At 57.4% G+C, this 23759-nt stretch carries 27 protein-coding genes; 11 read left to right on the plus strand and 16 right to left on the minus strand.

What is annotated here, in order from left to right; genetic code table 11:
* Positions 1 to 16: 16 nt before the first annotated feature.
* Both CAG25_RS13955 and CAG25_RS13960 read right to left on the minus strand, forming a co-directional pair.
* A complete protein-coding gene (locus CAG25_RS13955) occupies positions 17 to 1081 on the minus strand; it encodes an alpha/beta fold hydrolase (RefSeq protein ID WP_085611846.1) in 1065 nt (354 codons plus the stop codon).
* A gap of 210 nt (positions 1082 to 1291) precedes the next feature.
* Positions 1292 to 1486, minus strand: a complete 195-nt coding sequence (locus tag CAG25_RS13960; protein WP_041475233.1) for a PLDc N-terminal domain-containing protein — start codon at positions 1484 to 1486, stop codon at positions 1292 to 1294.
* Positions 1487 to 1653: 167 nt separating this feature from the next.
* Between CAG25_RS13960 and CAG25_RS13965 the strand changes: the two genes are divergently transcribed.
* From CAG25_RS13965 to CAG25_RS13980, 4 genes are all read left to right on the plus strand, one after another.
* On the plus strand, positions 1654 to 2490 hold the full coding sequence (locus tag CAG25_RS13965) for an AraC family transcriptional regulator (protein WP_085611845.1): 837 nt from the start codon (positions 1654 to 1656) through the stop codon (positions 2488 to 2490).
* Between the two features lie 51 nt (positions 2491 to 2541).
* Positions 2542 to 3138 (plus strand): LysE family translocator, encoded by a 597-nt coding sequence (locus CAG25_RS13970; RefSeq protein WP_085611844.1) that lies wholly within the window; start codon positions 2542 to 2544, stop codon positions 3136 to 3138.
* A 105-nt stretch (positions 3139 to 3243) separates the two neighbouring features.
* Positions 3244 to 3939 (plus strand): tRNA (adenine(22)-N(1))-methyltransferase TrmK, encoded by a 696-nt coding sequence (locus CAG25_RS13975; RefSeq protein WP_085611843.1) that lies wholly within the window; start codon positions 3244 to 3246, stop codon positions 3937 to 3939.
* A gap of 54 nt (positions 3940 to 3993) precedes the next feature.
* The gene (locus tag CAG25_RS13980; RefSeq protein WP_064595861.1) at positions 3994 to 4158 is read left to right on the plus strand and encodes a DUF2986 domain-containing protein; all 165 of its coding nucleotides are present in this window, start codon (positions 3994 to 3996) and stop codon (positions 4156 to 4158) included.
* Between the two features lie 27 nt (positions 4159 to 4185).
* On the opposite strand, the gene CAG25_RS13985 is transcribed toward CAG25_RS13980, so the two are convergent.
* The 5 genes from CAG25_RS13985 to CAG25_RS14005 all read right to left on the minus strand — a co-directional run bounded on the left by CAG25_RS13985 (position 4186) and on the right by CAG25_RS14005 (position 8949).
* Positions 4186 to 6564, minus strand: a complete 2379-nt coding sequence (locus CAG25_RS13985) for a DUF3772 domain-containing protein (protein ID WP_085611842.1) — start codon at positions 6562 to 6564, stop codon at positions 4186 to 4188.
* A 117-nt stretch (positions 6565 to 6681) separates the two neighbouring features.
* Positions 6682 to 7371, minus strand: a complete 690-nt coding sequence (gene arsH, locus CAG25_RS13990; RefSeq protein ID WP_085611841.1) for an arsenical resistance protein ArsH — start codon at positions 7369 to 7371, stop codon at positions 6682 to 6684.
* Between the two features lie 11 nt (positions 7372 to 7382).
* Complete coding sequence (locus CAG25_RS13995; RefSeq protein WP_085611840.1) at positions 7383 to 7853, minus strand: arsenate reductase ArsC; 471 nt, start codon at positions 7851 to 7853, stop codon at positions 7383 to 7385.
* A gap of 9 nt (positions 7854 to 7862) precedes the next feature.
* Positions 7863 to 8210 carry a metalloregulator ArsR/SmtB family transcription factor gene (locus tag CAG25_RS14000; RefSeq protein ID WP_085611839.1) on the minus strand — a complete coding sequence of 116 codons (348 nt, stop codon included), beginning with the start codon at positions 8208 to 8210 and terminating at the stop codon, positions 7863 to 7865.
* A gap of 118 nt (positions 8211 to 8328) precedes the next feature.
* Complete coding sequence (locus CAG25_RS14005) at positions 8329 to 8949, minus strand: LysE family translocator (protein ID WP_085611838.1); 621 nt, start codon at positions 8947 to 8949, stop codon at positions 8329 to 8331.
* Between the two features lie 278 nt (positions 8950 to 9227).
* Here CAG25_RS14005 and CAG25_RS14010 point away from each other — a divergent pair, with 278 nt between their 5' ends.
* Genes CAG25_RS14010 through CAG25_RS14025 form a run of 4 tightly spaced genes read left to right on the plus strand, consistent with a single transcriptional unit; the run spans position 9228 to position 12979 of the window.
* On the plus strand, positions 9228 to 10187 hold the full coding sequence (locus CAG25_RS14010) for a hypothetical protein (RefSeq protein ID WP_256575352.1): 960 nt from the start codon (positions 9228 to 9230) through the stop codon (positions 10185 to 10187).
* Positions 10188 to 10189: 2 nt separating this feature from the next.
* The gene (locus CAG25_RS14015) at positions 10190 to 10819 is read left to right on the plus strand and encodes a DUF2997 domain-containing protein (protein WP_085611836.1); all 630 of its coding nucleotides are present in this window, start codon (positions 10190 to 10192) and stop codon (positions 10817 to 10819) included.
* A 21-nt stretch (positions 10820 to 10840) separates the two neighbouring features.
* Positions 10841 to 11341, plus strand: a complete 501-nt coding sequence (locus CAG25_RS14020; RefSeq protein WP_256575355.1) for a 4Fe-4S single cluster domain-containing protein — start codon at positions 10841 to 10843, stop codon at positions 11339 to 11341.
* Between the two features lie 27 nt (positions 11342 to 11368).
* Complete coding sequence (locus CAG25_RS14025; protein WP_085611834.1) at positions 11369 to 12979, plus strand: AAA family ATPase; 1611 nt, start codon at positions 11369 to 11371, stop codon at positions 12977 to 12979.
* 57 nt (positions 12980 to 13036) lie between these two features.
* Here CAG25_RS14025 and CAG25_RS14030 read toward each other — a convergent pair whose 3' ends face one another.
* Positions 13037 to 13504 carry a metallophosphoesterase family protein gene (locus CAG25_RS14030; protein WP_085611833.1) on the minus strand — a complete coding sequence of 156 codons (468 nt, stop codon included), beginning with the start codon at positions 13502 to 13504 and terminating at the stop codon, positions 13037 to 13039.
* Positions 13505 to 13639: 135 nt separating this feature from the next.
* On the opposite strand from CAG25_RS14030, the gene CAG25_RS14035 reads away from it, so the two are divergent.
* The gene (locus tag CAG25_RS14035; protein ID WP_085611832.1) at positions 13640 to 14041 is read left to right on the plus strand and encodes a hypothetical protein; all 402 of its coding nucleotides are present in this window, start codon (positions 13640 to 13642) and stop codon (positions 14039 to 14041) included.
* A gap of 641 nt (positions 14042 to 14682) precedes the next feature.
* On the opposite strand, the gene CAG25_RS14045 is transcribed toward CAG25_RS14035, so the two are convergent.
* The 5 genes from CAG25_RS14045 to CAG25_RS14065 form a co-directional block, all read right to left on the minus strand.
* Positions 14683 to 15033 (minus strand): DUF6124 family protein, encoded by a 351-nt coding sequence (locus CAG25_RS14045; RefSeq protein WP_085611831.1) that lies wholly within the window; start codon positions 15031 to 15033, stop codon positions 14683 to 14685.
* 452 nt (positions 15034 to 15485) lie between these two features.
* Positions 15486 to 16403: an AraC family transcriptional regulator gene (locus tag CAG25_RS14050; protein ID WP_085611830.1), complete on the minus strand. Its 918-nt coding sequence runs from the start codon at positions 16401 to 16403 to the stop codon at positions 15486 to 15488.
* An 81-nt stretch (positions 16404 to 16484) separates the two neighbouring features.
* Positions 16485 to 16742: an Atu4866 domain-containing protein gene (locus tag CAG25_RS14055; RefSeq protein ID WP_039773158.1), complete on the minus strand. Its 258-nt coding sequence runs from the start codon at positions 16740 to 16742 to the stop codon at positions 16485 to 16487.
* 19 nt (positions 16743 to 16761) lie between these two features.
* Positions 16762 to 17136, minus strand: coding sequence for a hypothetical protein (locus CAG25_RS14060; RefSeq protein WP_085611829.1), 375 nt, complete (start codon positions 17134 to 17136; stop codon positions 16762 to 16764).
* Between the two features lie 177 nt (positions 17137 to 17313).
* Positions 17314 to 18078 (minus strand): SDR family NAD(P)-dependent oxidoreductase, encoded by a 765-nt coding sequence (locus CAG25_RS14065; RefSeq protein WP_011333890.1) that lies wholly within the window; start codon positions 18076 to 18078, stop codon positions 17314 to 17316.
* Between the two features lie 286 nt (positions 18079 to 18364).
* On the opposite strand from CAG25_RS14065, the gene CAG25_RS14070 reads away from it, so the two are divergent.
* Together CAG25_RS14070 and CAG25_RS14075 are read left to right on the plus strand one after the other, a co-directional pair.
* A complete protein-coding gene (locus CAG25_RS14070) occupies positions 18365 to 19309 on the plus strand; it encodes an AraC family transcriptional regulator (protein WP_085611828.1) in 945 nt (314 codons plus the stop codon).
* Between the two features lie 180 nt (positions 19310 to 19489).
* Positions 19490 to 20224: an SDR family oxidoreductase gene (locus CAG25_RS14075; protein ID WP_064595909.1), complete on the plus strand. Its 735-nt coding sequence runs from the start codon at positions 19490 to 19492 to the stop codon at positions 20222 to 20224.
* Between the two features lie 86 nt (positions 20225 to 20310).
* On the opposite strand, the gene CAG25_RS14080 is transcribed toward CAG25_RS14075, so the two are convergent.
* From CAG25_RS14080 to CAG25_RS14090, 3 genes are all read right to left on the minus strand, one after another.
* Complete coding sequence (locus CAG25_RS14080; RefSeq protein ID WP_085611935.1) at positions 20311 to 21696, minus strand: IS4 family transposase; 1386 nt, start codon at positions 21694 to 21696, stop codon at positions 20311 to 20313.
* Positions 21697 to 21868: 172 nt separating this feature from the next.
* Entirely contained in the window at positions 21869 to 22429 is a 561-nt protein-coding gene (locus CAG25_RS14085) for a hypothetical protein (protein ID WP_085611827.1), read from the minus strand.
* 211 nt (positions 22430 to 22640) lie between these two features.
* Positions 22641 to 23558, minus strand: a complete 918-nt coding sequence (locus CAG25_RS14090; RefSeq protein ID WP_085611826.1) for a helix-turn-helix domain-containing GNAT family N-acetyltransferase — start codon at positions 23556 to 23558, stop codon at positions 22641 to 22643.
* Positions 23559 to 23759 lie beyond the last annotated feature (201 nt).

Raw genomic sequence — 23759 nt, forward strand, 5'->3', positions numbered from 1 at the left:
CGTTTGGCGTGCGGCTTCAGAGGTGATCGGCGTCAATGATCGCCTGAGCGAAGGCTTTCGGGTCTTCCTGCGGCAGGTTGTGACCGATGCCGCCGTCGATCAGGCGGAACTGGTATTTGCCGGTGAAGCGCTTGGCGTAGTCCTCGGGCGCCGGGTGCGGCGCGCCGTTGGCATCGCCTTCCAGGGTAATGGTCGGCACGCTGATCGACGGTGCGGTGGCGAGTTTCTGTTCCAGTGCCTCGTACTGGCTTTCACCTTGCACCAGGCCCAAACGCCAGCGGTAGTTGAACACGGTGATCGCGACGTGATCCGGGTTCTGCAACGCCTTGGCGCTGCGGTCGAAGGTGGCGTCGTCGAACGCCCATTTCGGTGACGCCAGTTGCCAGATCAGCTTGGCGAAATCATGGGTGTTCTTGGTGTAACCCGCCTCACCACGGTCAGTGGCGAAGTAGAACTGATACCACCATTGCAGTTCGGCCTTGGGCGGCAGCGGGTTCTTGCCGGCGGCCTGATTGCCGATCAGGTAACCGCTCACCGAGACCAGCGCCTTGACCCGCTCCGGCCACAGCGCCGAAACGATGTCTGCCGATCGCGCGCCCCAGTCGTAGCCACCGAGCACGGCCTGCTTGATCTTCAGCGCATCCATGAAATCGATCACGTCACTGGCCAGCGCCGCCGGCTGACCGTTGCGCACGGTCTTGTCGGACAGGAAATGCGTGTCGCCATAACCCCGCGCATACGGCATCAGCACCCGATAACCCTTGGCCGCCAGCAGCGGCGCGACGTTGTCATAGCTGTGAATGTCGTACGGCCAGCCGTGCAGCAGAATCACCACCGGGCCATTGGCCGGGCCGGTTTCGGCGTAGGCCACGTCCAGCACGCCGGCCTTCACATGCTTGAGCGGGCCGAAGGGCAGGTCAGCCGTGACGATGGCGGCTGCGGTCTTGACTGGATCGGGCGTTGCGGTTTGTGCCTGGGCGAGCGCGCCGAATTGCAGCAGCGCAGTCGCAAGAATCGACAAGCCCAACAGGCGACGACGGTTTTTCCCAGTAGTGACGGTGGCGTGTGGTGCGTGCTTCATGGCAAGTCTCCTTATGATCGGCGAGGGCCGGGTTCTGGCTGAACCCTTCGAATCTGGAGCCCATTAAAGACTGGCCACGTATCTGCGCTGTTTCCGTTTTCATCAGCTGATGCGCGGGCATGTATCCGGGAGGCGTTCGTACACACTGGGATACAAACCTGCGGCCAACAAAAAGCCCCGAATGTTCGGGGCTCTTGCTTGCCTTGGGCTTCAGGCCTGCGTGACGTGCTTGGGCCCGGCCAGCGCCCAGGCGATCAGCCCGAACAGCGGCACAAACACGATCAATACGATCCAGACACCTTTGTTGCTGGCTTTCCCCTCACTCTTGCGCACCCTGTTGATCGCCCACAATTCGATGAGCAAAAGCACGACGGCCAGTACGATCCACGTGGTTTCAATTTGCATGAGCTACCTCCTGATGGTCTTTGGCTTAGGCGGGCCGTGACACTCAGGGTTCATTAAATTTGCTGGATGGCCTGCCTGGCTCACGTGCACAAATGTTCTAAACCCATCGGCAAAGTCGCGGTAACGTAGACGTCCTTGACGAACAACCACTGCCTTCGGAGCCTTGCGTGGACAAACGCAACTGGATCGACTTGTCTCAGGATGCCGACACCGGGATCGAGTCGATTCGTGCCCATTTCCAGGGCCACGCCTACGATCCGCACTGGCACGACAGCTTTCTGGTGGGCGTCACCGAGCAGGGTGTGCAGCAGTTTCATTGCCGGCGCGTGCGCCATCTGAGTACGCCGGGCAAGATTTTCATGCTGGAACCGGGTGAGATCCACGACGGGCACGCGCCGACGGAGGAGGGTTTCACCTATTCCATGCTCTACCTCGACCCGCACTGGCTGGAGCGCGAATTGCGCGTGCTGTTCGAGCATGCGCCGGACAACAGCCAGCTCGGGTTCACCGATACCCTGAGTCAGGATTCGCGCCTGTCCACGGCCATCAATCAGGCCTTCAACGCCCTGCATCACGGCGACTTGCGCATCGTGCGCCAGACCGCCATCGACACCTTGCTCGGTTCGCTGACGTCCCACCTCGACTGGCGTAAGCGCCAGCCGTTCGATCCGCGCCTGCCATGGGTGGCCCAGGTGGCGCGGGATTATCTGCATGCGCACGCCTTCGAGGACATCGGGCTGGACGACCTGGCCCAGGCCTGCGGGGTCGATCGCTTTCGTCTGACCCGTGCGTTCAAGGCCGCTTTCGGGCTGGCGCCGCATGCCTATCTGATCCAGTTGCGCCTGGCCCGCGCCCGCCAGTTGCTGGCGCGCGGCGAAACACCCGCGACCGTCGCCAGCGCCCTTGGTTTCGCCGATCAAAGCCATCTCGGGCGCTGGTTTCGCCGTGCCTATCACCTGACGCCAGCGGACTACCGCAAGCGCTGCTCAAACCTTCCAGACTGAACCCCGCACAACCGCGACCATGGCCTCCTGTTTTGATTCGGGAGTCCTGTCATGGAATCGTTGCTGCCTTTTCTGCTGTTTTCCTTCGTCGCCTCGATCACCCCGGGGCCGACCAATATTTTGGTGATGAGCCATAGTTCGCGGCGCGGTCTGACGGCCACCGTGCCGATCATCTTCGGTGCGTGTGTGTCGGCGGCGCTGGTGGTGTTGGTGGTCGGACTCGGCGTGGGGGAAACCTTGCTGCGCTATCCCCGCGTGCAGCAGGCGATGGCCTGGGCCGGCGTGTTGTGGCTGAGCTGGCTGGCGTGGCAAATCTTTCGCAGCACGCCGCCGTCGCTGGAGTCGTCAACGTCTAGTGATGACGGCTTCAACGTGTTCGGCGCCGCCGGCCTGCAATTGATCAACCCCAAGGTGTGGATGATGGCCGTGGCGGTGGTGAGCGTGTTTGGCGGCAACGGCGACGACAGCGCGCGGATGCTGCTGTTGTCGGCGGTTTTTCTAATGGTCTGCCTGCCGTGCATGACGGTGTGGGCGCTGCTGGGCGTGGGCAGTGCGCGGTTCTTTGGATCGCCACGGGCATTGCGGCGCATGAATGCCGGGCTGGCGTTTTTGTTGTTGCTGTCGGCCTGGTTGGCGGTGTTGGTGTAGCCGGCGCGTTTGGTCACATAAATTTGAATTGCCCGCCGTTGCCCCCCAGAATCGCGCCCCGATCCGGCCACCAGCGCCGGGCGTTCAGAGTGAAAGGGGTTGCGGTTGAACGAACAGACATTGTCCATGCGCCTGGAGCGGGTGGCGGCGCACGTGCCCGCCGGTGCGCGGCTGGCCGATATCGGCTCGGATCACGGCTACCTGCCGGTGGCCCTGATGCGCCGTGGCGCGATCGCGGCGGCGGTGGCGGGCGAGATGGCCGAGACGCCGTTCCGTTCGGCGCAACGCACCGTGCGCGAAAACGATTTTGAGCAGCAGATTACCGTGCGCCTGGCCAATGGCATGTTGGCCGTCGAACCGGAAGACGGGATCACGGCAATTACCGTGTGTGGCATGGGCGGCGAAACCATCCGCGACATCCTCGAAGCCGGCAAGGCGCGCTTGAGCGGCCGCGAACGCCTGATCCTGCAACCCAACGGCGGCGAGCAACCGCTGCGCCAATGGCTGATGGACAACGACTACCGAATCCTCTGTGAGGAAATCCTTCGGGAGAACCGCTTCGACTACGAAATCATCGTGGCCGAGCGGGGCGGGCCGGTTTCCTATACCGCCGAGGAACTGTACTTCGGGCCGCTGCAGTTGCATGCGCGCAGTCCGGCGTTTGTCAGCAAGTGGCAGCACCGGCTGAGGCACAAGCAGCAGACGCTGGCTCACTTTGGACGGGCTCGGCATGCCGTTTGTGAACACAAGGTGCAGGAGCTGACGCAGCAGGTGCGCTGGATTACTGACGTGCTGGGGTGAAGCAGGCCCAACGCTGATATCATCCAACAACTTTCAAGCAGGCCAAAAAATACCATGAACCGTCAGAAAAAACTGCAACAGCTCTTCAAGGAAAAATCCAGAAAGGCCAACGCCAAACTGGCACCCAAGAGCAACAAGCCGAAGTACATCAGCAAGGCGGATCGCTTGAAGCTCGAGGCGCAAGCGGCTCCAGAGTCGATTGAAACCCCTGAGGCTTGATCAAGCTGGCGCGCAGCAGGTTTTACCTCAGGTACTCGGCGGTTTCGCCAGCTCGATTCCCGCCGCCCCCAGCCGCTTGAGAATCTCGAACAACAAATCACTCTTGGTCGTCCCGACAATCCTCGGGCTCGCCACATACCCGGTCATCGTCAACGTAATCCCGTCCGGCGTCAGCTTGCTGAAGCGCACGAACGGCGCCGGTTTTTCGAGGATGGTTTCGTGTTCCTTGTAGGTGTCGAACAGCAGGTTCTGCACCTGTTCGGGGTCGATGTCCAGCGGGAACATCAGCTCCAGCGTCGCCACGCCCTGGGCGCTGCCGCCGAGGGTGACATTGCGCAGGTTCTGCGAGATCAGTTGCGAGTTGGGCACGATCACGATCGAGCGGTCACTGAGCTGGATTTCGGTGGCGCGCACGTTGATCCGGCGGATGTCGCCCTCGACGCCGCTGATGCTGATCAGGTCGCCGACCTTGACCGGGCGTTCGGTGAGCAGGATCAGGCCGGAGACGAAGTTCTTCACGATCTCCTGCAAGCCGAAGCCGATGCCCACCGACAGGGCGCTGACGATCCACGCCAGATTGGTCCATTGCACCCCCAGCGATGACAGGGTCAGCAGGATCACCACCGCATAACCGATGTTGGAAAACAGCGTGCTGAGCGAGGCGCACATGCCCGGGTCCATGTCGGTCTTGGGCAGGAACTCGTTGTCGAGCCAGCGGCGCAGGGCGCGGATCAGGTAGATGCCGATCAGCAGCGCCAGCATCGCGTTGAGCAAGTGGCCGGGGACGATGTTCAGCTTGCGCAGGCCGGCGCCGCCGAGGATCGTGCCGATGTTGTTGGCCAGTTGGCCCAGGGTGGTGCCGATCCCGCCGACGAACAGGGTGATGACCGCCAGCAGCAACAGCGCGGCTCGACCGAAACCGGCCAGCAGGGTCGAGGCTTGTTCGAGTCGCCGGTCGCCGACGCCCAGCAGTTGTTTCAGCGCCTTGCCGCTGGAGTGGCGGGGCGAGAAGAAGTACTCGCAGCTGTCCTTGAGCAGCTGCATCAGCAGGTAAAACCCGGAAAACACGATAAACGCCCACACCAGTTCATAGGTGATGAACCGCGCCAGCGATACGTAACCCGTGAGCAGGACGCCGAACGACAGCACCATCGCCAGGGTGGCAACGGTGTAAACCACCCCGGCGAAGGTATTGCCCGCCACTTGGCTGTCTCCGGCTGCGGCCAGTGTTTTGCGCACCCTGCCGACGCGCATCAGCAGCGTGGTGACGATGCCCAGCACCGCCAGCGCAATGATGCCCCGGCCTGCGAGCACAATCTGACTGCTCATGCCGGCGGCATTGCTGACTTGCACCGCCGTCACCAGCACCAGCAGCGTCGCGGCGAGAATCCGCGCGTAGGGATGCAGCGCGAGCGCCACCGGGTCAGCCACCGCCGGCAGTCGCCAGGACGGGTGCTCGGTCGAGAGCAACGCGCGGCTGAGCCCTGTGATCAGCACGCAGGCATAAACCACTTTCCCGAACTCATCGGAAAATGTCGCCAGCATCGGCGGCAACGGCACGTGACGGGTGCAGGCGTAATAGAGCAGTTGCAGGGCGATGGCGGTGGTCGCGAGTGTCGCCAGCGCCGAGGCGAACGCCAGCGAACTGCGGCGCAGTCGACCCTCCGGCATGCGGTGGATGCACACCCACGCCAGCCAGCGGTCGGCCAGTCGCCGCCCCAGCGTCCAGACGACAAAGGCCAGTACCACCAGCAGGGCGGTGTAAAAGCGCTGACCCGGTTGCCAGGCTTCGGCGCCGGTCTGTTGCACCTGATCGACGAAAAGCCTCAGACGCTGGCGGTCATCCGCCGACGGATTGACAAGGGGAGCCCAGAAGCCGGGATTCAGAATGCTGTGGGTGCTGAGCGTCAGTTCGCTTTCGAGCAACGTGCGGCGGATACCGGCGATCTGGGTGATCAGCTCCGTGGCGTTTTGCTTGAGGGTGGCGAGGTTCTTCAACGCCGTATCGACTTTGGTTTTCTGCTCGATCAACGTCGCCCGTTGCGCGGCGATATCGGCTTGTTCGGCAGCGACCGCTTCGGCCGGCGCGGCACCGAGTACGCCCAGTTGCACGGTCAGTTGCGCCTGCTGCGGCAACAGCGATGCCGACAGCCGATCGATGTCCAGAATGAACGTCTGCACCCGGTCCTGCGGGCCTTCGAGCTGGTTGTAATTGTTGGCGGACGAGATCTGCTGCTTGAGGCCGTCGAGGCGCAGTTGAAGGGCTTGCAGATCACTTTGCGTGACGCCGGGGAGCGGGGCGCCGACATCGGGCGTGCCGGGCAGGTCGGCGGCCGACACCATCGAGACACCCGGACAGAGCAGCGTCAGGGTGATGAACATCAATGACTTCAATGCATTACGCATGGGACTGGGCGATTCCGGTTGATCACACAAACATTGAGGTTAGGTGATGGGGCCGGAGGGCGCGGAAAAGTTTCGGTGACCCGGGCGACGGGCCACCGTTCGCGGCGTTGCGGTTATTCAGATCGACCGCTGATTGACCCGCTGCATCAATTCCTCCGCCGATTCCTTGCGCTCGGAATAGCGATCCACCAGATCCGGGCGATCACGCAGCAACAGCGTGAATTTCACCAGTTCTTCCATCACGTCCACCACCCGGTCGTACAGCGCCGACGGTTTCATGCGGTTGCCTTCGTCGAATTCCAGATAAGCCTTGGGCACCGATGACTGATTGGGGATGGTGAACATGCGCATCCAGCGGCCCAGTACGCGCAGTTGATTGACCACGTTGAACGACTGCGAACCGCCGCAGACCTGCATCACCGCGAGGGTCTTGCCCTGAGTCGGGCGGACCGCGCCGAGGGCCAGCGGCACCCAGTCGATCTGCGCCTTGAACACCGCCGACATGGCGCCGTGGCGTTCCGGGGAGCACCAGACCTGGCCTTCCGACCATTGCATCAGTTCGAGCAGTTCCTGGACTTTCGGGTGATCGCCGGGTGCGTCGTCCGGCAGTGGCAGGCCTGAAGGATTGAAGGTCCGCGTCTCGGCTCCGAAGTGCTCCAGCAGGCGGGCGGCTTCTTCCACCAGCAAACGGCTGAAGGAGCGCGGGCGGGTCGAGCCGTAAAGCAGCAGGATACGCGGCTTGTGGGCGCCTTCGTCACGCGTGGTTGTTTGAAACAGTGAGGGATCGAGGTTGGGCAGGTCGGTCATGTCGGCTCCGGTTACAGCGTGCTGATGCGGTCGAGCTCGCGCTTGAGGGCATCACGGTCAAGTTGGGCGAAGGGCAGGGCGAGGAAGGCTCGGCAGCGGGTTTCGATGCGGGCGAGGGTGGCGCGGAAGGCGGCATCGATGGTCCGTTCATCGCCGACCACATCCGATGGATCTTCCAGCCCCCAATGCGCTTTCAAGGCCGGGCCGAAGTACACCGGGCAGGCTTCACCGGCGGCCTTGTCGCACACGGTGATGACGATGTCCGGCGGGTTGTCTTCGAAGGCCTCGTTGCCCTTGCTGCTCAACCCGGCGATGGAAATGCCGGCTGCCTGCAACGTGGTCAGGCTGCGCGGCAGCACCTGGCCCTTGGGGAAACTGCCGGCACTGACCGCTTCGAAACCGGCCGGCGCCAGATGGTTGAACATCGCCTCCGAAAGAATGCTTCGGCAGCTGTTGGCGGTGCACATGAATAGAACTCGCATTTTCGATCCTCAGCAGCAGGCAGACGTATTGAGCGGGCGATCGCCCATGGCCGCCAACCGCGCGCTGTTTTCTTCCAGCCAGGCGGTGTTGGCGGCGAGCGTGGTTTCAAGCAGCGTGCGAATCCATGCCGGCAAATCAGGGTTGAGCCGGTAATAAACCCATTGGCCCTGACGGCGATCCAGCAATAGACCGCAGGTGCGCAATTGCGCGAGATGGCGGGAGATTTTCGGCTGACTGTCGTCCAGCGCGCAGACCAGTTCGCAGACACACAACTCACCCTCACGGGTGATCAGCAGCGTGGCCCGGGCGCGGGTTTCGTCGGCGAGGCATTTGAAAACGGAAGCGGGGGTGAGCATGACGATGCCTTCAAGATATACGGTTGTCCGAATATACGGATATCCATATGTATTGGGCAAGCCTGGAGTTTGATGACGGTGGCAGCTCTCGACCGAAGATTTGTTTAGCGCAGGCGCTTCAACGCTTACTGAACGCCAAGCGCGCAGCAAACAACACGAAAATCATCCCGGTGGTGCGATCCATCCAGCGAATCACCTTCTTCCGGCGCAGAAAACCGGACAGTGGCTGCGTCGCGCCAATCAACACCAGCGACCAGATCAGCCCCAGCACCACATGAATGCTCACCAGCCCGAATGTCCACGGCACCAGCGGCTGACCTTGCGGAATGAACTGCGGCAGAAACGACACGTAGAAAATCCCGATCTTCGGATTCAGCACATTCCCCAGCATGCCCTTGAAAAACCAGTTCGCCCCTGGTTTGCCGTCGGCCTCGGCCGGTGCCAGCGAGCGGCGAGGGCGCAGCAACATGTTCAACCCCAGCCACGCCAGATACGCCGCGCCGCAATACTTCAACAGGTTATAGGCCAGCTCCGACACCGCAATCAACGCCCCCAACCCAAACGCCACCGCCGCGCCCCACAACAGACAACCGGCATTGATCCCCAACGCCGCACGCAACGCCTGCTGCTTGCCCTCGACGGTGGCGGTGCGCAGCACCAGCGCGGTGTCGAGGCCAGGTGTCAGGGTCAACAGCGTGGCGGCGAGGGTGAAGGCGAGGAGGTTGTCGGCGATGGACATGGTGCGTGGGTTCCCTGTTCTGGATGCGGGAACGGTAGCGGTTTCAGGCAGGGGGATCCAGCAGGGAGATGAAGTGGGCGGTAGTTTATGTAGTTAGTTGCCGACACTTACAAGGCCACGCAGGAGAGGTGCACCTGTAACGCGACCTTTCCTGAAACGTGATAAACCAAAGATGGTCATGTAGCATAGAGCCATCATCGCTACCCCGGTGCTACTCACTTCTGCCCACTCAAAAAGGTTTGTAAATGATAAAAACTATCCCGATGTGGAAAATGGTGATGGAGATCAAAGGCAAGATAATAGGACTTTTCTTGCTTGCGGCCATACCTGCTTTCATCGCTGGCAGTGCGTGGATGTTCGTTGAGACATTGAAAAAAGGGCAAATTCGCCACGCTATGGTGGGTTTTATTGCGGTGGTTTTTTTTGGTGCGTGCAGCGTTGTACTTGCACCGTCAAAAAAATATGTGCCTGGAAAAACATTCAAGTTTTATAGAGATAAAAGATTCTGTTCGAAGAAGTACATAAACTATGCTTATGCAATTACTGTTTTGATTTTTGCTGTTTGTGCCTCGGTGTCTCCAGAAGACGCGCTGAAGTCAATAGGTTATGGATCAACAGCTCTTTATGCTGTTTATATTTACTCTAAAAGCGCGAGATTTCACGCGGATGTCGATTTTTCGACGAATGAATATCTGACCACCGCTCTGGGGTTTTCTGCAGGGGAGAAAGTTCTGATCAGCTACCAGAATTTTGATGCCGAGGAGGTTAAGGCTGGTAGTAATGCTTTTGCCGCAACTGCGACCAAGTTTATTCTAGCGTCATTTGATGGAGAGGCCTGGACGAAACTGTCAAAGGACCTGAATCAAGTCTCGGGCATTGGTATCGTTGGTAAGGATGGTCAGAGTTATGCCATGAAACTGGAGTTCAATGATGGTGTCGATGCTTTGTTTTACATTGGGCTCTATGACAAGCTCACATCAAACCCGTTTATGGTAATTCGAGGGCTGTTGGACGCAATTGATGCAAGCCTCTTGAGTGACCAGGATGCACCACAGACAACCAAAAGACGTCGGGTGGTGGTCAACTCCAACAGTTCAGCTTCGACTTCAGAAAATGTTTCGGCTGATGCAACGCTTGCCGCCGGGGCACCTGTACGCAATATTGAGGTTGCTCCTGAAGTGTTGAACGCTATCCAGAATGCCGAAGTAACTGTTTCCGGTCGCAGGCTGGAGCTTTAACAATGTCTCATTGCACGAAGTTTGAATTTTCATATGTTGATGAAGAGGCCATTGCCAAAGCTTTCGGCAAGATGGGCCTCACCCCGACAACCGGCCTGGTTTCAATGTTTGCCAGCGACTTCAGTAAAAAGGTGCTGAGCGCAATAGGCTATATGGGGCAGCAACAATTTAGAGCTATTTATGGCACGGCTGGTGAGTTCAGTCTGTTTGTTTGTCAGATTGAGGAGGGTTCCTACAAACTCCTCATCGAACGGGAAACTGTTTCGGCCAACGATGAAGCGATCATGTCTGATTTGGCTTTAAGCTTTCAGAAAGCCTATATCAGCGTGGCCATCGATGAAACCGTAAAACGCATAGATGCGTCAGGTTTTCCATCAAGAGTGAAAGAAACTGTTCAAGGCTTTGAGGTTGAGTTCGGACCCAGCTACGAATACAGCATTCATGTCACTTTTACAGGCGATGAGGTGATGGAGGAAGTGCATGGCGTCAAAGGCGATATTTGCACAAAACTCACTGAAGAGCTTGAGGCACTTCTTTCCCGTCCTACTGCGGAGCTCGTGACCGAGTGGAAGCCAGCCTATGCCGTAGTCCATGAAGAGCAAACCCTTCAAATTCTCAGGGCCAATTTCTAGATGGAAATCAATGTACATCACATGGACTTGAGCAGCGTTAACGGCCCCGGGTTGCGCTTGACACTGTGGGTGCAGGGTTGCGCGCTGAATTGTAAGGGATGCTTCAATCAGAGTACCCACGCTCGCGAGGCGAGTACGCTGATGTCTGTTCATGACCTGGCAAAGAAGATCAATGCACTCGACATCGCTGGGGTTACTCTTTCCGGGGGGGAGCCGCTCGACCAGGCGCCAGCCCTTGAAAAGCTGATACATGCCGTCAATGGTGAGAAAAACTGGATACTTTATACGGGCTATACGCCAAAAGAGATATTCCAAAATGAAGCCATGATTAGAGTTGTCAAGGCCGTAGACTTGACGCTGGCAGGCCGGTATCTGCAAAACGCGAAACATCCCTATCAGCACAAACTGATTATCAAAACAAGTGATAGGGTTGATATCGACTTTTTCCGTGCCAGGAGACCTGTCGAGTTTGTTGTTTCAAACTCCGGGGTTACCAAAACCGGTCTTCCGGTGCATGTATAACTTAGTTCAGGCGCAGGGATAACAGGCATGAACCGTACCAAGCAGATAACAGATTACCTCAAGGCGCGTTACGCCATTCTGGTCATTGAAACGTTCGAGGAAGAGCGCGCCCTCAAAGAAATCTCTGAAATCGCCAAGACGCTCAGCCATCGTTTGTTCGTTTGGAACTCGACGATGGGTGTTCAGATCAATGGCGCCGTGGCCGGGGATAAAACCTTTGATTTGAAAATGGCCCTGGACTTTTGTGAAGAAAGAGCCAAGGAGGAAAACAGCAAAAACATTTTTGTCTTTTGTGACGCTCATAATTACCTTGCCCCAAGCTCGAATCCTGTCTATCGCCGTCGGCTTCGGGATCTGGCCATAAATATTCGTTCGCGTGGATATCGAAGTAATTGCATCATCGTGGCGCCAAGTTTTGAAATTGCCAATGATCTTCAGAAAGAAATCACGTTGATTGATTTCCCTTTGCCGTCGAGAGAAGAAATTAAAAGTCAGGTCAATGATTTTGTTAATTCCTGGCATGGCAACACTAGCGTCAAGATCGACCTGACTGGTGAAACCAAAGATAAACTCATTGACGCCGCTTTGGGGCTCACGGGGTTAGAAATTGACAACAGTTTGTCTCGTTCACTGGTATCCAGTCTTAGTGTCAATGAAAGTACCGTAAAGGATCTGCTTTTCGAAAAGAAACAAATCATAAGGAAGACAGGTATCCTGGAGTACATCGACTCCACGGTAAATCTTGAGGATGTTGGAGGGCTGGCGACTCTCAAGAAGTGGCTTCATTTGCGCAGCCAGTGTTTTGGGCAAATGGCTCAGGAGTTTGGTGTCAAAACCCCGAAGGGCTTGCTCTTGACCGGAGTCCCTGGCTGCGGCAAGTCGCTGACGGCAAAGTGCATATCGTCGTCCTGGAACATGCCCTTGTTGCGTCTGGATATGGGGAAAATCTTCCAGGGCGTGGTGGGTTCTTCAGAGTCAAATATTCGTTCCGCACTACACACTGCCGAAGCTATTTCGCCTTGCATCCTGTGGATCGACGAAATTGAAAAAGGACTTTCCGGTTCTTCCGGAGGAGCCTCTGATGGTGGCACGGCCACACGCGTATTCGGCACGCTGTTGACGTGGATGCAAGAAAAGACGGCGCCTGTTTTTGTATTTGCTACTGCTAACAACATCAATAGTTTGCCTCCGGAACTGTTGCGGAAGGGGCGGTTTGACGAAATATTTTTCGTTGACTTCCCGTCGACACTGGAAAGAAAAAAGATTCTTGAAATACATCTGAAGAAGTTGAAACGTGACCCGGAAAAATTTGATCTGGATCGATTGTCTGCTCTGGGAGGCGAGTCGAATTTTGGTAAAGACGTTGTGCTTTCAGGTGCTGAAATCGAAGCGTGGGTCGGGGACTCGCTGATTGAGGCGTTTTCACGGCGAATGAGCGGCACTGGTGATGCAAGTGACCTGACCATGGCTGATTTTGAAACGACTATTTCGCGTTTGGTACCCATGAGCAAAATGCGCAAAGACGAGTTTACAAAACTGCGTGACTGGGCCAATCAAAACGCAATCAGCGCTTCGGCCATGGTTGCCGGCCAGAATGATACGGAAACTCAGATCGGCGGCAGGCAAATTGACTTTTGATCTGAGGTGATTTTCAGTGGGACAGGCTTTTTTCTGGATGGGGGAACGTTAGCGGTTTCAGGCGGGTGGATCCAGCAGGGAAATCAGGCGCGGTTCGATGCAATCGGGTTGTATCTCGAGGATCGCCAGCGTGACTGGCAACTTGAAACGCCGAGGGCCGGCGCTGCCGGGGTTTACGTAGAGACGGTCACCGCGCCATTCGATGCGGGGTTTGTGGGAATGGCCGGTGATGATGAGCTTGATACCCGGATCGAGATCGGCGGGGACATCGGCGATGTCGTGGACGAGGAGGGTTGGCCAGCCGTTGAGGGTGAAGGTCAGGAGGTCGGGGAGGTTTTCGGCCCACGGGCTGTTGAGGTCGTTGTTGCCGCGCACGGCGTGGACGGGGGCGATTTTGGCCAGTTGGGCGAGGATGTCCGGGTTGCCGATGTCGCCGGCGTGGATGATCTGGTCACAGCCCTGGAGCGCGGCGAGGGCTTCGGGGCGGAGGAGGTTGTGGGTGTCGGAGATCAGGGCGGTTTTCATGGGTGGCTCTCCGTTGGTGGTTTGGGTGGGAGTGGCTGGTTTCGAGCCATAGCAGAAGTTCGACAGCACATCTGGCAGTATGGTTTTCTGACAAACCTGCCCTGAATCCATGGCAAAACCGAGTACTTTCACCCCATGAACAAAGGTCTGAGTGACGACAACCTTGATTACGTACTTGCGGTCCTTGAGAAGGCCCCAAACCCGGAATTAAGTGTGATGTGTGAACATCTGCAGATTGACAGTCGCGATCTGTTGAATCAATTGACGATCTCAGTAGCAAGACTGTTTATCACGGGCACTCGCGATTTTCATTACTGCGATGAGGTGATGAATATTGTCATCAGCGATATCGTCGACTTGTCCATTCACGCGGAAATGCCCCAGCCGGCATTTTCTATCTACCAGGCATTCGATGCAGGCGAGTATTGGCACAGCGACGATGACCGGGATGTGTTTCCTTGGGAGAAGTGGACGCGGCCTGAGCTGATGAGAATTTTGCGTGAGGTCGACGACGGCGCAAATGGGCTTTCGAAGTAGGTTCGACTTTGATTCGATTTGTTAGCCGCTTTAGATACCCCCGAAACCGAAAAGCCAGAAAGGTAATGCTCTGCCTCTATGCCCCTCATACTCCGATTCACTCTCAAGCTGTTTTCGACAATAAAACAAACTGATAATGGCTGGGATAAATAATAAGGTGAACAACCATTGAAATACGTCAGTTGATTTCAAGGTGGCCGCCACCAGTAAATTAATTAGAGTCATGCCAATAATGAATAAGTTGTATCTAATATGTCGACGCTTCGTTGAAGCAAAGCTTTCCCAATCATAAATCAGCCAGTCGTGGGAAAAATCGTCGCATTTAGGACACCTAAGGCTTGGCGGAAGCTTGTCTGCGATATAACCGCAGCTAGGGCATCGAACTTTCATGGCGTTATCCTGACACCTTCACATTAGTTGACATGCCATGTCGTGGTAAGCGCGAGATCTATCGAGGGATAACGCGATAGGGATGACGGCAAGCCCGACTACGATAAAGAGGGTAGCAGGACACAATCCATTTGCCCGTAGTCTGTCCACCGACTGCTGTTGGCCGAAGCTGCCATTCACAATGGCAGCTTCGGCCAACGCTCATTCCCTCTGTCGTTCCGAACTAGTCGGTCACCAAAGAGGGCTAGCGTTTAGCTCTTCACCTCAACATGATCCAACGCCAACTCACTCAGCATCACCAACTGCGCAATCCCGATCGCGGTCTTGCGATGAGCAGGCTCCAGCGTGGCCGCAAAGTTGTTCAGCATCTCGCTCGCCGATCCCAATGATTCGCTGGCGTTGGCCAGCAGGGATTCGGTGTTGTACGCAGGGTTGGACAGATACATGGGGTCGTGTTTGTGGTGGCTGCCCATGATCCGTTGCTGCGGAGTCAGGTAGTGATCGAGGGCGCGTTCGGCGGCTTCGTTGAGGGTCCGGGAGTCGGGGAATTTGTAGGGGGAAACCGGATCGGTTTCTGGTGGGTTCGGTGTTGGTTTGAACATGGATGAATCCTCTAGCGCGATTACCAAAAGGAACCATCACCCTTCGCTACCAAACGTTGGGTGGCGGCCATACGCGGGTTGGTAGACCGGTCGCACTAGAACCCGGCGCCCACGAATGAGCCCCACGCATGACCACCATGAAATCCGAGCCCAGAGAAAGGGCTGCACACGGTGACGCCATGAGTCTAGAACGAAGCGGGCTACCAAACCCCATCACTGTTTTTCAGTGACCCGGAAACGATAAAACCCGCGTCCCAGACGCACAAGCCGGCGGATTCTGGCGTAGTCGTAGGCAATGACGCAAGGCGTTGTAGCCTTGAGGAAGTAACGCTGAGTGTCTTTAAACAGCGAAGGCCGAAACCCTTAAACAATCTCCGAGGGTTCCTTCAATAACCGGTGTATTGGATCTTTCCCCGGCGCTCTGCTGCCCTGAACTGGCTCCGGCCAGGCCATCACGCAGGATTCCGAACCCGGCTGGCATCTCTGGAGGGCGGGCACCCGAACTGGCGACTGTATTCCCGGCTGAATTGCGACGGGCTTTCGTAGCCCACTCGATAACAGGCGCTCGCCACATCCAGCCCTTCGCCGAGCAACAGCCGGCGGGCTTCCTGCAGGCGCAGTTGTTTCTGATACTGCAGCGGGCTCATGGCAGTCACCGCCTTGAAACGATGATGCAATGTGGAGTTGCCCAAGTTGGCGACCCGGGCGAGTTCTTCGATGCGCAAGGGTTGGGTGTAGTGGTTGTTCAACCAATCGATTGCCCGTGTTACTCGCCGTGTTTGCGAGTCGCCGAGGGCAAGCTCGTACAGACGACGGCCGTGCACGCCTCGCAGGAGGCGGTAATACAACTCGCGAAGGGCGAGCGGTGCCAGCATGCCGATGTCTTTCGGTGTTTCCAGCAGCCGAACCAGCCGCAGCATTGTTTCCAGCAGGGGCACATCGACTTTCTCGAGGAAAAGACCAAGCTCCGGCTCGTCCGGGACACCTGCCGGCGGAGCGTCGGCGATGACCTGAGCGATTTCCGTGGGCTCGAAATCAAACCGGATACACAGGTAGGGCGCCTCCGGGCTCGCCATCAGCACGCGACCGGACACCGGAAGGGTGACCGAAACCACCAGGTAGCTGAGGGGGTCGTACAGGTAGTGGTCGTCACTCAGGCCGATTTCCTTTTGCCCTTGCACGATCAGGCAAAGTGCCGGTTTGTGCACGGTATGGATCAGCTCCGAAGGTGCATCGAAACGGATGACATGCAGGGGAGCTATGGCGGTCTCATAGATCCCGGGTGTGGTAAAGCGTTGCGTCAGCAGGCGAACCAGTTCGTCACGGTAGACGGCTGTGTTTTGAAGGATGAAAGCATCGCTCTGTTCCATTTCAAGGCTCTCACAAGTGTTCATGAGCGTCTGCCTGAAGCTTTTCAGGCAGACGATATTCACCCGACATCATCAAAGTACTCATTGCCGATAGAGGATCATTCCGGCGTGATACAGCACGTCGTCATGAAAGTGGCCATCAGCGGTGAAGCCGGTGTCGTCCCAGTACTGGATGTAATCACCGACCAGTTCGTAACGGCCCTGATAGGCGCTCTTGTTTTTACCACGGGCCTCGTCGTAACGACCAGTCGTCAGAAGCTCATGACGGATGAATCCATCCGCGGTGACCCACATGCCTGCGTAACGATGGTCCTGAGTGGTTTTTTTGGCATCTTTCATCACTTTTTTCCTCGGATTTTCAGACTGAGCCGATACGGCCCAAAGCCGTGCGATCAGAGCCGTTTTCGGCAACGCGAAAACCCGGAGTGCGATCACTGCCACCTTCAGTTACGCGCATGCCTGGCGTGCGGTCCGAACCATCTGCGGCAACGCGGAACCCTGGAGTGCGATCACTGCCGCCTTCAGTGACGCGCATGCCTGGCGTGCGGTCCGAACCATCTGCGGCAACGCGGAACCCTGGAGTGCGGTCACTGCCGCCTTCACTCACGCGCATGCCGGGAGTTCGATCAGCACCGTCAGCGGCCAAGTACAGGCTGGTCGAGGAAAGGTTGATCGCGCAGGCCACCATCGCGCCGATCACCAGTGAAAGGGAAAGCCGTTTTGCGTTTTTCATTATTCAGTCCTCATTGACGTTGTTCATCTGAGCGGCCTGCCGTGGCCTGTGTCTGCATCCGTTGCGTGGTTTCAGATTACGTAGCCGAGCGCAGCGGTGTTAGGACGAAACTGCCGCAGATTTGCCTGATCCTCTCGGGCTGGTCGGGCATGTCCTGCGGCGCGTTTGTGCTGCGGCTCAGCCGGCCGTGACAGTCATGCCGCCGTCGGCCATGACCACCGAACCGACCATGAAGCTGGCCCGATCCGAGGCGATGAACGCGACCACTTCGGCGATTTCTTCCGGTTGGGCGGCGCGGCCGATCGGTGCCGCTTCGCCATGTTGGGCGAGAAAGGCAGGGCCATCGTCGACCACATTGTTGAGGATATTGGTCACCACATCGCCGACACCGACAGCATTGACGCGGATGCCGTGGCCAATGACTTCAAGCGCCAGGGTGCGCGTCAGTTGGGCCAGCGCGCCTTTGGAGGCGGTGTAGGCGGCAATGGTGGGGAAGGCGAAATAGGAGGCGTAGGACGCGATGTTGACGATCGATCCGGACTTGTTGGGCATCATCGCTTTGACCGCCTCCCGGCTATGCAAAAAGGCCGCCGTGGCGTTGACCGCCTGAATGCGTTCCCAGTCTTCGCGGGTCATGTCGATGACCAGTTTGTTGATGATGATGCCGGCGTTGTTGACCAGAATGTCCAGCCGTCCGAATTGCTCGACGGCCAGGGCGACCGCGCGTTCGGCTGCCCCGTCCTGAGTGATGTCGGCCACCAGGGGGACCAGGCCGGGGCGGGCCAGTGCTTCCACCTCAGGGTTTATATCTTCAGCAATGACCTGGGCGCCGCGGGCATGCAGCAGCAGTGCGATGGCCTTGCCGATGCCACTGGCCGCGCCAGTGACCAGTGCGACTTTACCGGCCACTTCGTTTGGGGTGCTGTTCTTGAAGTCGGTCATGATGTTCTCCAGCGTTTTTGATCGAGTAGGGATAAGCCGTGTTGGCGCCGGCGAGGCGCTTTCATCGGCGACGGGCCTACTGTCTCGCAGCGAGGCAAAGTCGGCTTTCGTGAGATTGCCCATGCTGTCGGGGTTTTGCGCTGAATGTCAGTGAGGGAGGTTCGGCGCTCGATTCAACCCACGGGAAAAGCCCGATATCATCGAGCCGGTCACCGTGACACTGCGTGCGGGCAAGCATCGGAGACCTGTCTGGCTTCGCACAGCCGAATCTGAAAAGGACGAGTTCATGGCAAATACCGGGCGTACCTCCCAGGACGCGTTGTCGACATCCTCTCGAGACTTGCGCATCAACGGCGAGTCGATGGGTGAGTTCCTGCCAGGTGAACCGCAGGCGTTACCCTCGCGCCCGGAAATCACGGACGTGGTGATTCAGCTGTTTACCCATCGCAGCGTTACTGAGCCCATTCTCGTGCCTGCAGTGGTGGAACCGCTGCTCGTTCTGGTTCTGGCCGGGGCGGCGACGGTAGAGGAGCGCGCATTGGGGGGTGAGTGGGAAGCTGCCGAGGTCAGTGCCGGCGATTTTTTCCTCACCAGTTCCGATGAGCCGTATGAAATGCGCTGGCAGACGCACGGAGGCGATACCTTTGAAGTCATGCATCTTTACTTGGGGCTGCCCTTGATCGAGCAAGCGTCTCGAGAGCTGTCGGGCCAGCACGCCGGGCCTGTGCGTTTGCGCGATGTTTCAGGGGCACGGGACGGACGCGTCGCGTTTGTCATGGAGCAGTTGCGCACCGAATTGCTTCTGGAACGCTCGCCCAGCGCGCTTTTCGCCCGCTCTCTGGCGCAAGCGCTGGCCGTGCATCTGGTGCGCAGCTATCTTGCTGAAAGCCAGCCCGGGCGTCGGGTCAACGCCTTGCAAGCCTACAAGTTGCGCAAAGTCACGGACGCCATGCGCGCGCAACTGAGCGCTGAATTCAGCCTGGCCAAACTGGCCAGCCTTGCCGAGCTGAGCGAGTACCACTTCAGTCGCCTGTTCAAGCGGGCGACAGGGCTGTCGCCATCGCAGTACTTCATTCGCATGCGTATGGTTCGTGCGCGGCACCTGCTACTGGAAACCCGCCTTAGCGTCATCGACGTCGGGCTGGAGGTCGGCTACTCGAGCCCCAGTCATTTCTCGCAGGTATTTCGTCGTGAAGTGGGCGTAACGCCCAGCGAGTTCCGTGGGGCCTGAGCGGCGCCTCATTAAAAATTTGCAGGCGATGCACACAGACACGAATAGGCAAAAGTGGCGCAGGTTTCGGCACGCGCCGACGAGGCTCGTGCCCTTAATCTTTTCGACGTACCCCGCAGCAACGAACGCGTCTTCAGCGGTCGGTGCTGAACCTCAATGCAGACAGCAGGAGCTACGGATATGTCGAACATTCAAAACAAAGTCGTCCTGATTACCGGTGCAAGCAGTGGTATTGGCGAAGCGGCCGCCAGGTTGATCGCCGCCAAAGGCGCGCATGTGGTCCTCGGTGCCCGCCGCACCGAGCGTCTGGACAAACTGGTCAGCGAGATCCAGGCCGAAGGTGGTTCAGCAAGTGCCTGCGCACTGGACGTTACGGATCTGCAATCGATGCACGCCTTCGTGGCGTTCGCCAAGACGCAACATGGCAAGGTCGATGTGATCATCAATAACGCTGGGGTGATGCCTTTGTCTCCGCTGGCCTCGTTGAAGGTCAACGAATGGAACCAGATGCTCGATGTCAACGTGCGTGGCGTATTGCACGGTATTGCCGCTGTCCTGCCGGACATGCAGGCGCAGGGTTTCGGTCAGGTCATCAATATCTCGTCGATTGGTGGCCTCGCGGTTTCTCCGACCGCCGCGGTCTACTGCGCGACTAAATTCGCGGTCAGGGCTATCTCGGACGGTCTGCGCCAGGAAACGGACAAGATCCGCGTCACCGTGGTGTGCCCGGGTGTGGTCGAGTCCGAACTGGCGGATACGATTTCGGATGATGTGGCCCGCGAGGAAATGAAAGCCTTCCGCCGTGTGGCGCTCAATGCAGACGCCATTGCGCGAGCGCTCGCCTATGCCATCGAACAGCCCGATGATGTCGATGTGAGTGAGATCGTGGTTCGTCCGACCGCCAGTCCGCACTGAGCCGTTCCAGGCGCAATCACCCGTGGTTTGTGCCCCGTTCTGCCTGGCTATAAAGACTAGAAAAAGGGGACTGATTTGAATGGCACTTACTTAACATGTTTAGCATGCCCCTTTTTCCTGACCTCAGCCCTTGCTGACCGACGTGACTTGGTCAGCAAGGGGTAGGCCTGAGGTCGTCGTTTTATGGCTCGCGGTTCGATACGACCAGGTCGATTTCCAACGCGCCTTTGCGCTATCAGCATCAGTAAGTTCGCCAGACCATCCTCGTCTTCAGGACTCCCATATTGTCGTAGCGCCAGCCATAGCTGAAGGCTGTGTTTGAAGCTCAGTTCGCGAGGTAAGCAGTCCGCTAAGAGAGCCGATTGGGCCATGAGCATTCGGATCAGATTGTGGGCCAACAGATAGACCCATAACTCCTTGACGGCCATGCCCGGGGTTTTGCAGCTCAACCTTCCAAGGCCCAGCGTGGCCTTGAGATTTCGCAAGTCCAACTCGACATGCCATCGCCCCTTGTACAGCGATTTGAGAGCTGTTTTGGGTGTCTGCTTCGGGCAATGCAAGGTGGTCACCAACGTTTTTCCGCCAGTCTTCAACTCTCGCACTATCAGCCTTCCAGGGGCCTGTTCGTAATGTGTTTGACTCATCCAGGGCGGCCTTCTTTCGGGCTTTTTCAATTCGATCAAGTGGTCTTCAGAACCGAGACTTTGGCCCAGACGAAAGTCCGTGCTGCGCCGTCGGGCGCCATATTGTTCGAACACGCCATCGATACGCCGTCGCTGCAACTCGCACAGCAGAAAATAGGTCGCGTAGTAAGCGTCACCCAACAAGATGTCGCCTGTTTTCAACGTGCCGAGCATTGATCTGAGCAGCGTCTGTTCGTCACCGCCCTTACCTCGGAAACGTCCAAGTGCGGCATCTAAAACGGCGCCACTGGAGAGGCAAACGAGGCTTACCACTCGACACAACGGAAAACCAAGGCCAACTTTCTGCCCGCGAGATTGCGGATAGGCCCCCTGATTCGCAGCCGTATCGGGCATCGAGACGGTTGTCCCGTCGACAAGGCGGACAGGTCGCCCCATCCATCGCCACGAAGGCGGCGCCTGATCACTGATAGACGAACCGGTTTGTCGAACCAGCATGGAAACCATTTCTACCGGCAAGCGTTGCCTGGCCTTACAGAAAGCGCCCGTGCGAGTGCTATTGGGTTTCATGCCGCTACAGGATCGCTTGATGGAGAAATCGTTGACGGCATTCTGGCAGGAGCGATCGGCGCTCATCGCTTGAGCCAGGAACATCGACAGAGTTTCCGTTGGCGGATACAAGCGCTCCCGATGCTCTGGCAGTGCTGACTCAACTCGCTGCAGCAACTCGGGAGCCGTGAGCAGGTTGAAAAAAGCATAGGCATCACAATTCGAAGCATGGCGGCGAAAACGTTGCTGTTGATGCTGGAGAATTTGGCGTCTACGATCCATGTGGGCTGTGTCCTTGGTTTTCTGGTGTGTGTTCGCAACTATCACCGTAGACCAAGGCCAGCCCTTCTTCATTTTTTGCTTTCAGCTCAATCGGTTAGCTGTTAAGTAAGTGCCATTCGGGACTGATTTATTTTCTACTTTCTGAAAAAAACAGTCCCCCCTCGGTTTTATGTCAGAGCGTTACGCATTGACTTTTTTGAAGGAAATCTTTTAGAGCAGCCTGGTAAATAGCTAACGGTCGGTTGTCAGCCTCAAACAAGGCAAATGGAATCAAGACCAGATGTGAGAATGTCGTGGCGTTTATTGAGTAGGTTTTTTGCCTGCAAAAGCCATGTTCATTGTTTAGCGTGAAATCAAACTTGAACAGATTTTCCCTTGTGCACCAGCTAGGAATCAAACCAAGACTCAAACCGGTTAAATACTCTTGTCCGCAAGCACCACCAAACGTGAACTCTGAGACTTTTATCTCTAACGTAGGGAGAGGCGAATTTGTCGGCTTGGAGCTGACGTCTTTTGCATCTGGAATGGTTTTTTGTGTCGCTGCGTATGTGTCCTTGCCAAAGCGACTAACTTTCAATGGAGAGTCCATTTCGTAACTGTAGCTGGAGATGATTTCTGCGTTGTCGGCTCCAACGTGTTGGTTGATTGTGGGCTGCGACGAATATGAAGTGCAGCCAGAGAACAGCATTGCAATGCTGATAACAGTAAATCCATTCGCTATTAATCGATGCATGCTCGGTTTTCATCCCGGTTATTCATGGTCTAGGGTTCTGTCGTTCGACACCTTGGCTAAATTCAAGCGCCTCGTCTATCGTCATTTTGCTTGATGCAGTGCTTCGGTTGGTCGCTGCGCTGGGGCTCAAGAGACTATTCGGCAATTCCTTCCGTCGAAAGCCGACGCCATTGTCCTGCCTGACTACAACGACTCAAAGCGGGTGTAGACCTTACAACTCAATCGCCCACGTCTGACTCACCAAATCCTTGCCGAAGCTGTGAATCGGCTCTTCCTCGACCAGCTCAAATCCTGCCCGCTGGTATAACCGGCGGGCATCCACCAGATTGCTGGTAGTCCACAGGATCATCTTTTTGTAGCCGACATTCCGGGCAAAACGCAGACATTCCTCGACCAGCCGATTGCCGATTCCCAAGCCCCGCGCACTGGCATCCACGTAGAGCATGCGCAGTTTCGCGGTGGTTTCGTCGTGGCGGATGACGAACACCGAACCCACCACCTTGCCGTCCTTCTCCGCGATCCAGCAGCGCTCGCCGGTTGGGTCGAATTCGCGCAGGTATTTGGCGACGACCTCTGACACCAGCGCTTCGAACTCTGAATTCCAGCCGTATTCACGGCTGTAGATCGCGGTCTGCTGATGCACCACCAGACCCATGTCACCGGGTTGCGGATCGCGCAGCAGATAGGTCGTTGGCTGACCGCCCTCGAGCAGCGTCTGGATCTGCTTCATCGATGCGATCAGTTGCAGTTGCTGCGGTTCGGACAGGCGTTCGAGCAGGGTGATGACTTCTTGCCGCGAGGCTTGCTCCAGCGGCGCGAGGATCTCGCGGCCGAGGTCGGTGATGTGCAACTGACTGGCGCGGGCGTCGGTGGTGGAGGGGACTTTCTGGATCAGGCCTTTTTTGTCGAAACCGCTGATGAGGCGACTCATGTAGCCCGCGTCGAGGCCCAGCATCTGGCGCAGGTCGGTGCTGGTCAGATCGCCCTGGGACGCGAGTTCGTAGAGGATGCGCAGCTCGGTCAGCGAGTAGTCGCTTTGCAGCAAGTGTTCCTGCAACACGCCGATCTGATGGGTGTAGAAACGGTTGAACTGCCGGACGATGTCGGCGCAGTCGGTGATCGTGGACATGGCGTGATGCTCATATATTTGCTTTAAGCAACTATATAGTTGCCTTAGGCAAGCAAGTCAAATGAATGATTTCACGACCCCGAACGCAAAGTCAGCCGGAAAAAACCGCTCAGTCGTGTCCGTTCGTATGTTCTGAGGCTCACGGTTTCCAGATGCGTCGCCGCGTGACCGCGATGACAGGGCCATCTCTCCATGCCTGTA

Origin of the sequence: Pseudomonas sp. B16(2017) (assembly GCF_002113205.1) — a bacterium.
In the GTDB taxonomy this organism is placed as follows: domain Bacteria; phylum Pseudomonadota; class Gammaproteobacteria; order Pseudomonadales; family Pseudomonadaceae; genus Aquipseudomonas; species Aquipseudomonas pharyngis.

What these genes read in the sequence shown, in the direction of transcription:
- CAG25_RS14025 (WP_085611834.1), top strand. Translation starts at nt 11,369, where the DNA reads ATGAACCGTACCAAGCAGATAACAGATTACCTCAAGGCGCGTTACGCC.
- CAG25_RS13960 (WP_041475233.1), bottom strand. Translation starts at nt 1,486, where the DNA reads ATGCAAATTGAAACCACGTGGATCGTACTGGCCGTCGTGCTTTTGCTC.
- CAG25_RS13980 (WP_064595861.1), top strand. Translation starts at nt 3,994, where the DNA reads ATGAACCGTCAGAAAAAACTGCAACAGCTCTTCAAGGAAAAATCCAGA.
- CAG25_RS14015 (WP_085611836.1), top strand. Translation starts at nt 10,190, where the DNA reads ATGTCTCATTGCACGAAGTTTGAATTTTCATATGTTGATGAAGAGGCC.
- CAG25_RS13955 (WP_085611846.1), bottom strand. Translation starts at nt 1,081, where the DNA reads ATGAAGCACGCACCACACGCCACCGTCACTACTGGGAAAAACCGTCGT.
- CAG25_RS14070 (WP_085611828.1), top strand. Translation starts at nt 18,365, where the DNA reads ATGGCAAATACCGGGCGTACCTCCCAGGACGCGTTGTCGACATCCTCT.
- CAG25_RS14075 (WP_064595909.1), top strand. Translation starts at nt 19,490, where the DNA reads ATGTCGAACATTCAAAACAAAGTCGTCCTGATTACCGGTGCAAGCAGT.
- CAG25_RS14080 (WP_085611935.1), bottom strand. Translation starts at nt 21,696, where the DNA reads ATGGATCGTAGACGCCAAATTCTCCAGCATCAACAGCAACGTTTTCGC.
- CAG25_RS14005 (WP_085611838.1), bottom strand. Translation starts at nt 8,949, where the DNA reads ATGTCCATCGCCGACAACCTCCTCGCCTTCACCCTCGCCGCCACGCTG.
- CAG25_RS14035 (WP_085611832.1), top strand. Translation starts at nt 13,640, where the DNA reads ATGAACAAAGGTCTGAGTGACGACAACCTTGATTACGTACTTGCGGTC.
- CAG25_RS14000 (WP_085611839.1), bottom strand. Translation starts at nt 8,210, where the DNA reads ATGCTCACCCCCGCTTCCGTTTTCAAATGCCTCGCCGACGAAACCCGC.
- CAG25_RS14020 (WP_256575355.1), top strand. Translation starts at nt 10,841, where the DNA reads ATGGACTTGAGCAGCGTTAACGGCCCCGGGTTGCGCTTGACACTGTGG.
- CAG25_RS14030 (WP_085611833.1), bottom strand. Translation starts at nt 13,504, where the DNA reads ATGAAAACCGCCCTGATCTCCGACACCCACAACCTCCTCCGCCCCGAA.
- CAG25_RS13995 (WP_085611840.1), bottom strand. Translation starts at nt 7,853, where the DNA reads ATGCGAGTTCTATTCATGTGCACCGCCAACAGCTGCCGAAGCATTCTT.
- CAG25_RS14010 (WP_256575352.1), top strand. Translation starts at nt 9,228, where the DNA reads ATGGAGATCAAAGGCAAGATAATAGGACTTTTCTTGCTTGCGGCCATA.
- CAG25_RS14055 (WP_039773158.1), bottom strand. Translation starts at nt 16,742, where the DNA reads ATGAAAGATGCCAAAAAAACCACTCAGGACCATCGTTACGCAGGCATG.
- CAG25_RS14090 (WP_085611826.1), bottom strand. Translation starts at nt 23,558, where the DNA reads ATGTCCACGATCACCGACTGCGCCGACATCGTCCGGCAGTTCAACCGT.
- CAG25_RS14085 (WP_085611827.1), bottom strand. Translation starts at nt 22,429, where the DNA reads ATGCATCGATTAATAGCGAATGGATTTACTGTTATCAGCATTGCAATG.
- CAG25_RS14065 (WP_011333890.1), bottom strand. Translation starts at nt 18,078, where the DNA reads ATGACCGACTTCAAGAACAGCACCCCAAACGAAGTGGCCGGTAAAGTC.
- CAG25_RS13970 (WP_085611844.1), top strand. Translation starts at nt 2,542, where the DNA reads ATGGAATCGTTGCTGCCTTTTCTGCTGTTTTCCTTCGTCGCCTCGATC.
- CAG25_RS14045 (WP_085611831.1), bottom strand. Translation starts at nt 15,033, where the DNA reads ATGTTCAAACCAACACCGAACCCACCAGAAACCGATCCGGTTTCCCCC.
- arsH (WP_085611841.1), bottom strand. Translation starts at nt 7,371, where the DNA reads ATGACCGACCTGCCCAACCTCGATCCCTCACTGTTTCAAACAACCACG.
- CAG25_RS13985 (WP_085611842.1), bottom strand. Translation starts at nt 6,564, where the DNA reads ATGCGTAATGCATTGAAGTCATTGATGTTCATCACCCTGACGCTGCTC.
- CAG25_RS14050 (WP_085611830.1), bottom strand. Translation starts at nt 16,403, where the DNA reads ATGGAACAGAGCGATGCTTTCATCCTTCAAAACACAGCCGTCTACCGT.
- CAG25_RS14060 (WP_085611829.1), bottom strand. Translation starts at nt 17,136, where the DNA reads ATGAAAAACGCAAAACGGCTTTCCCTTTCACTGGTGATCGGCGCGATG.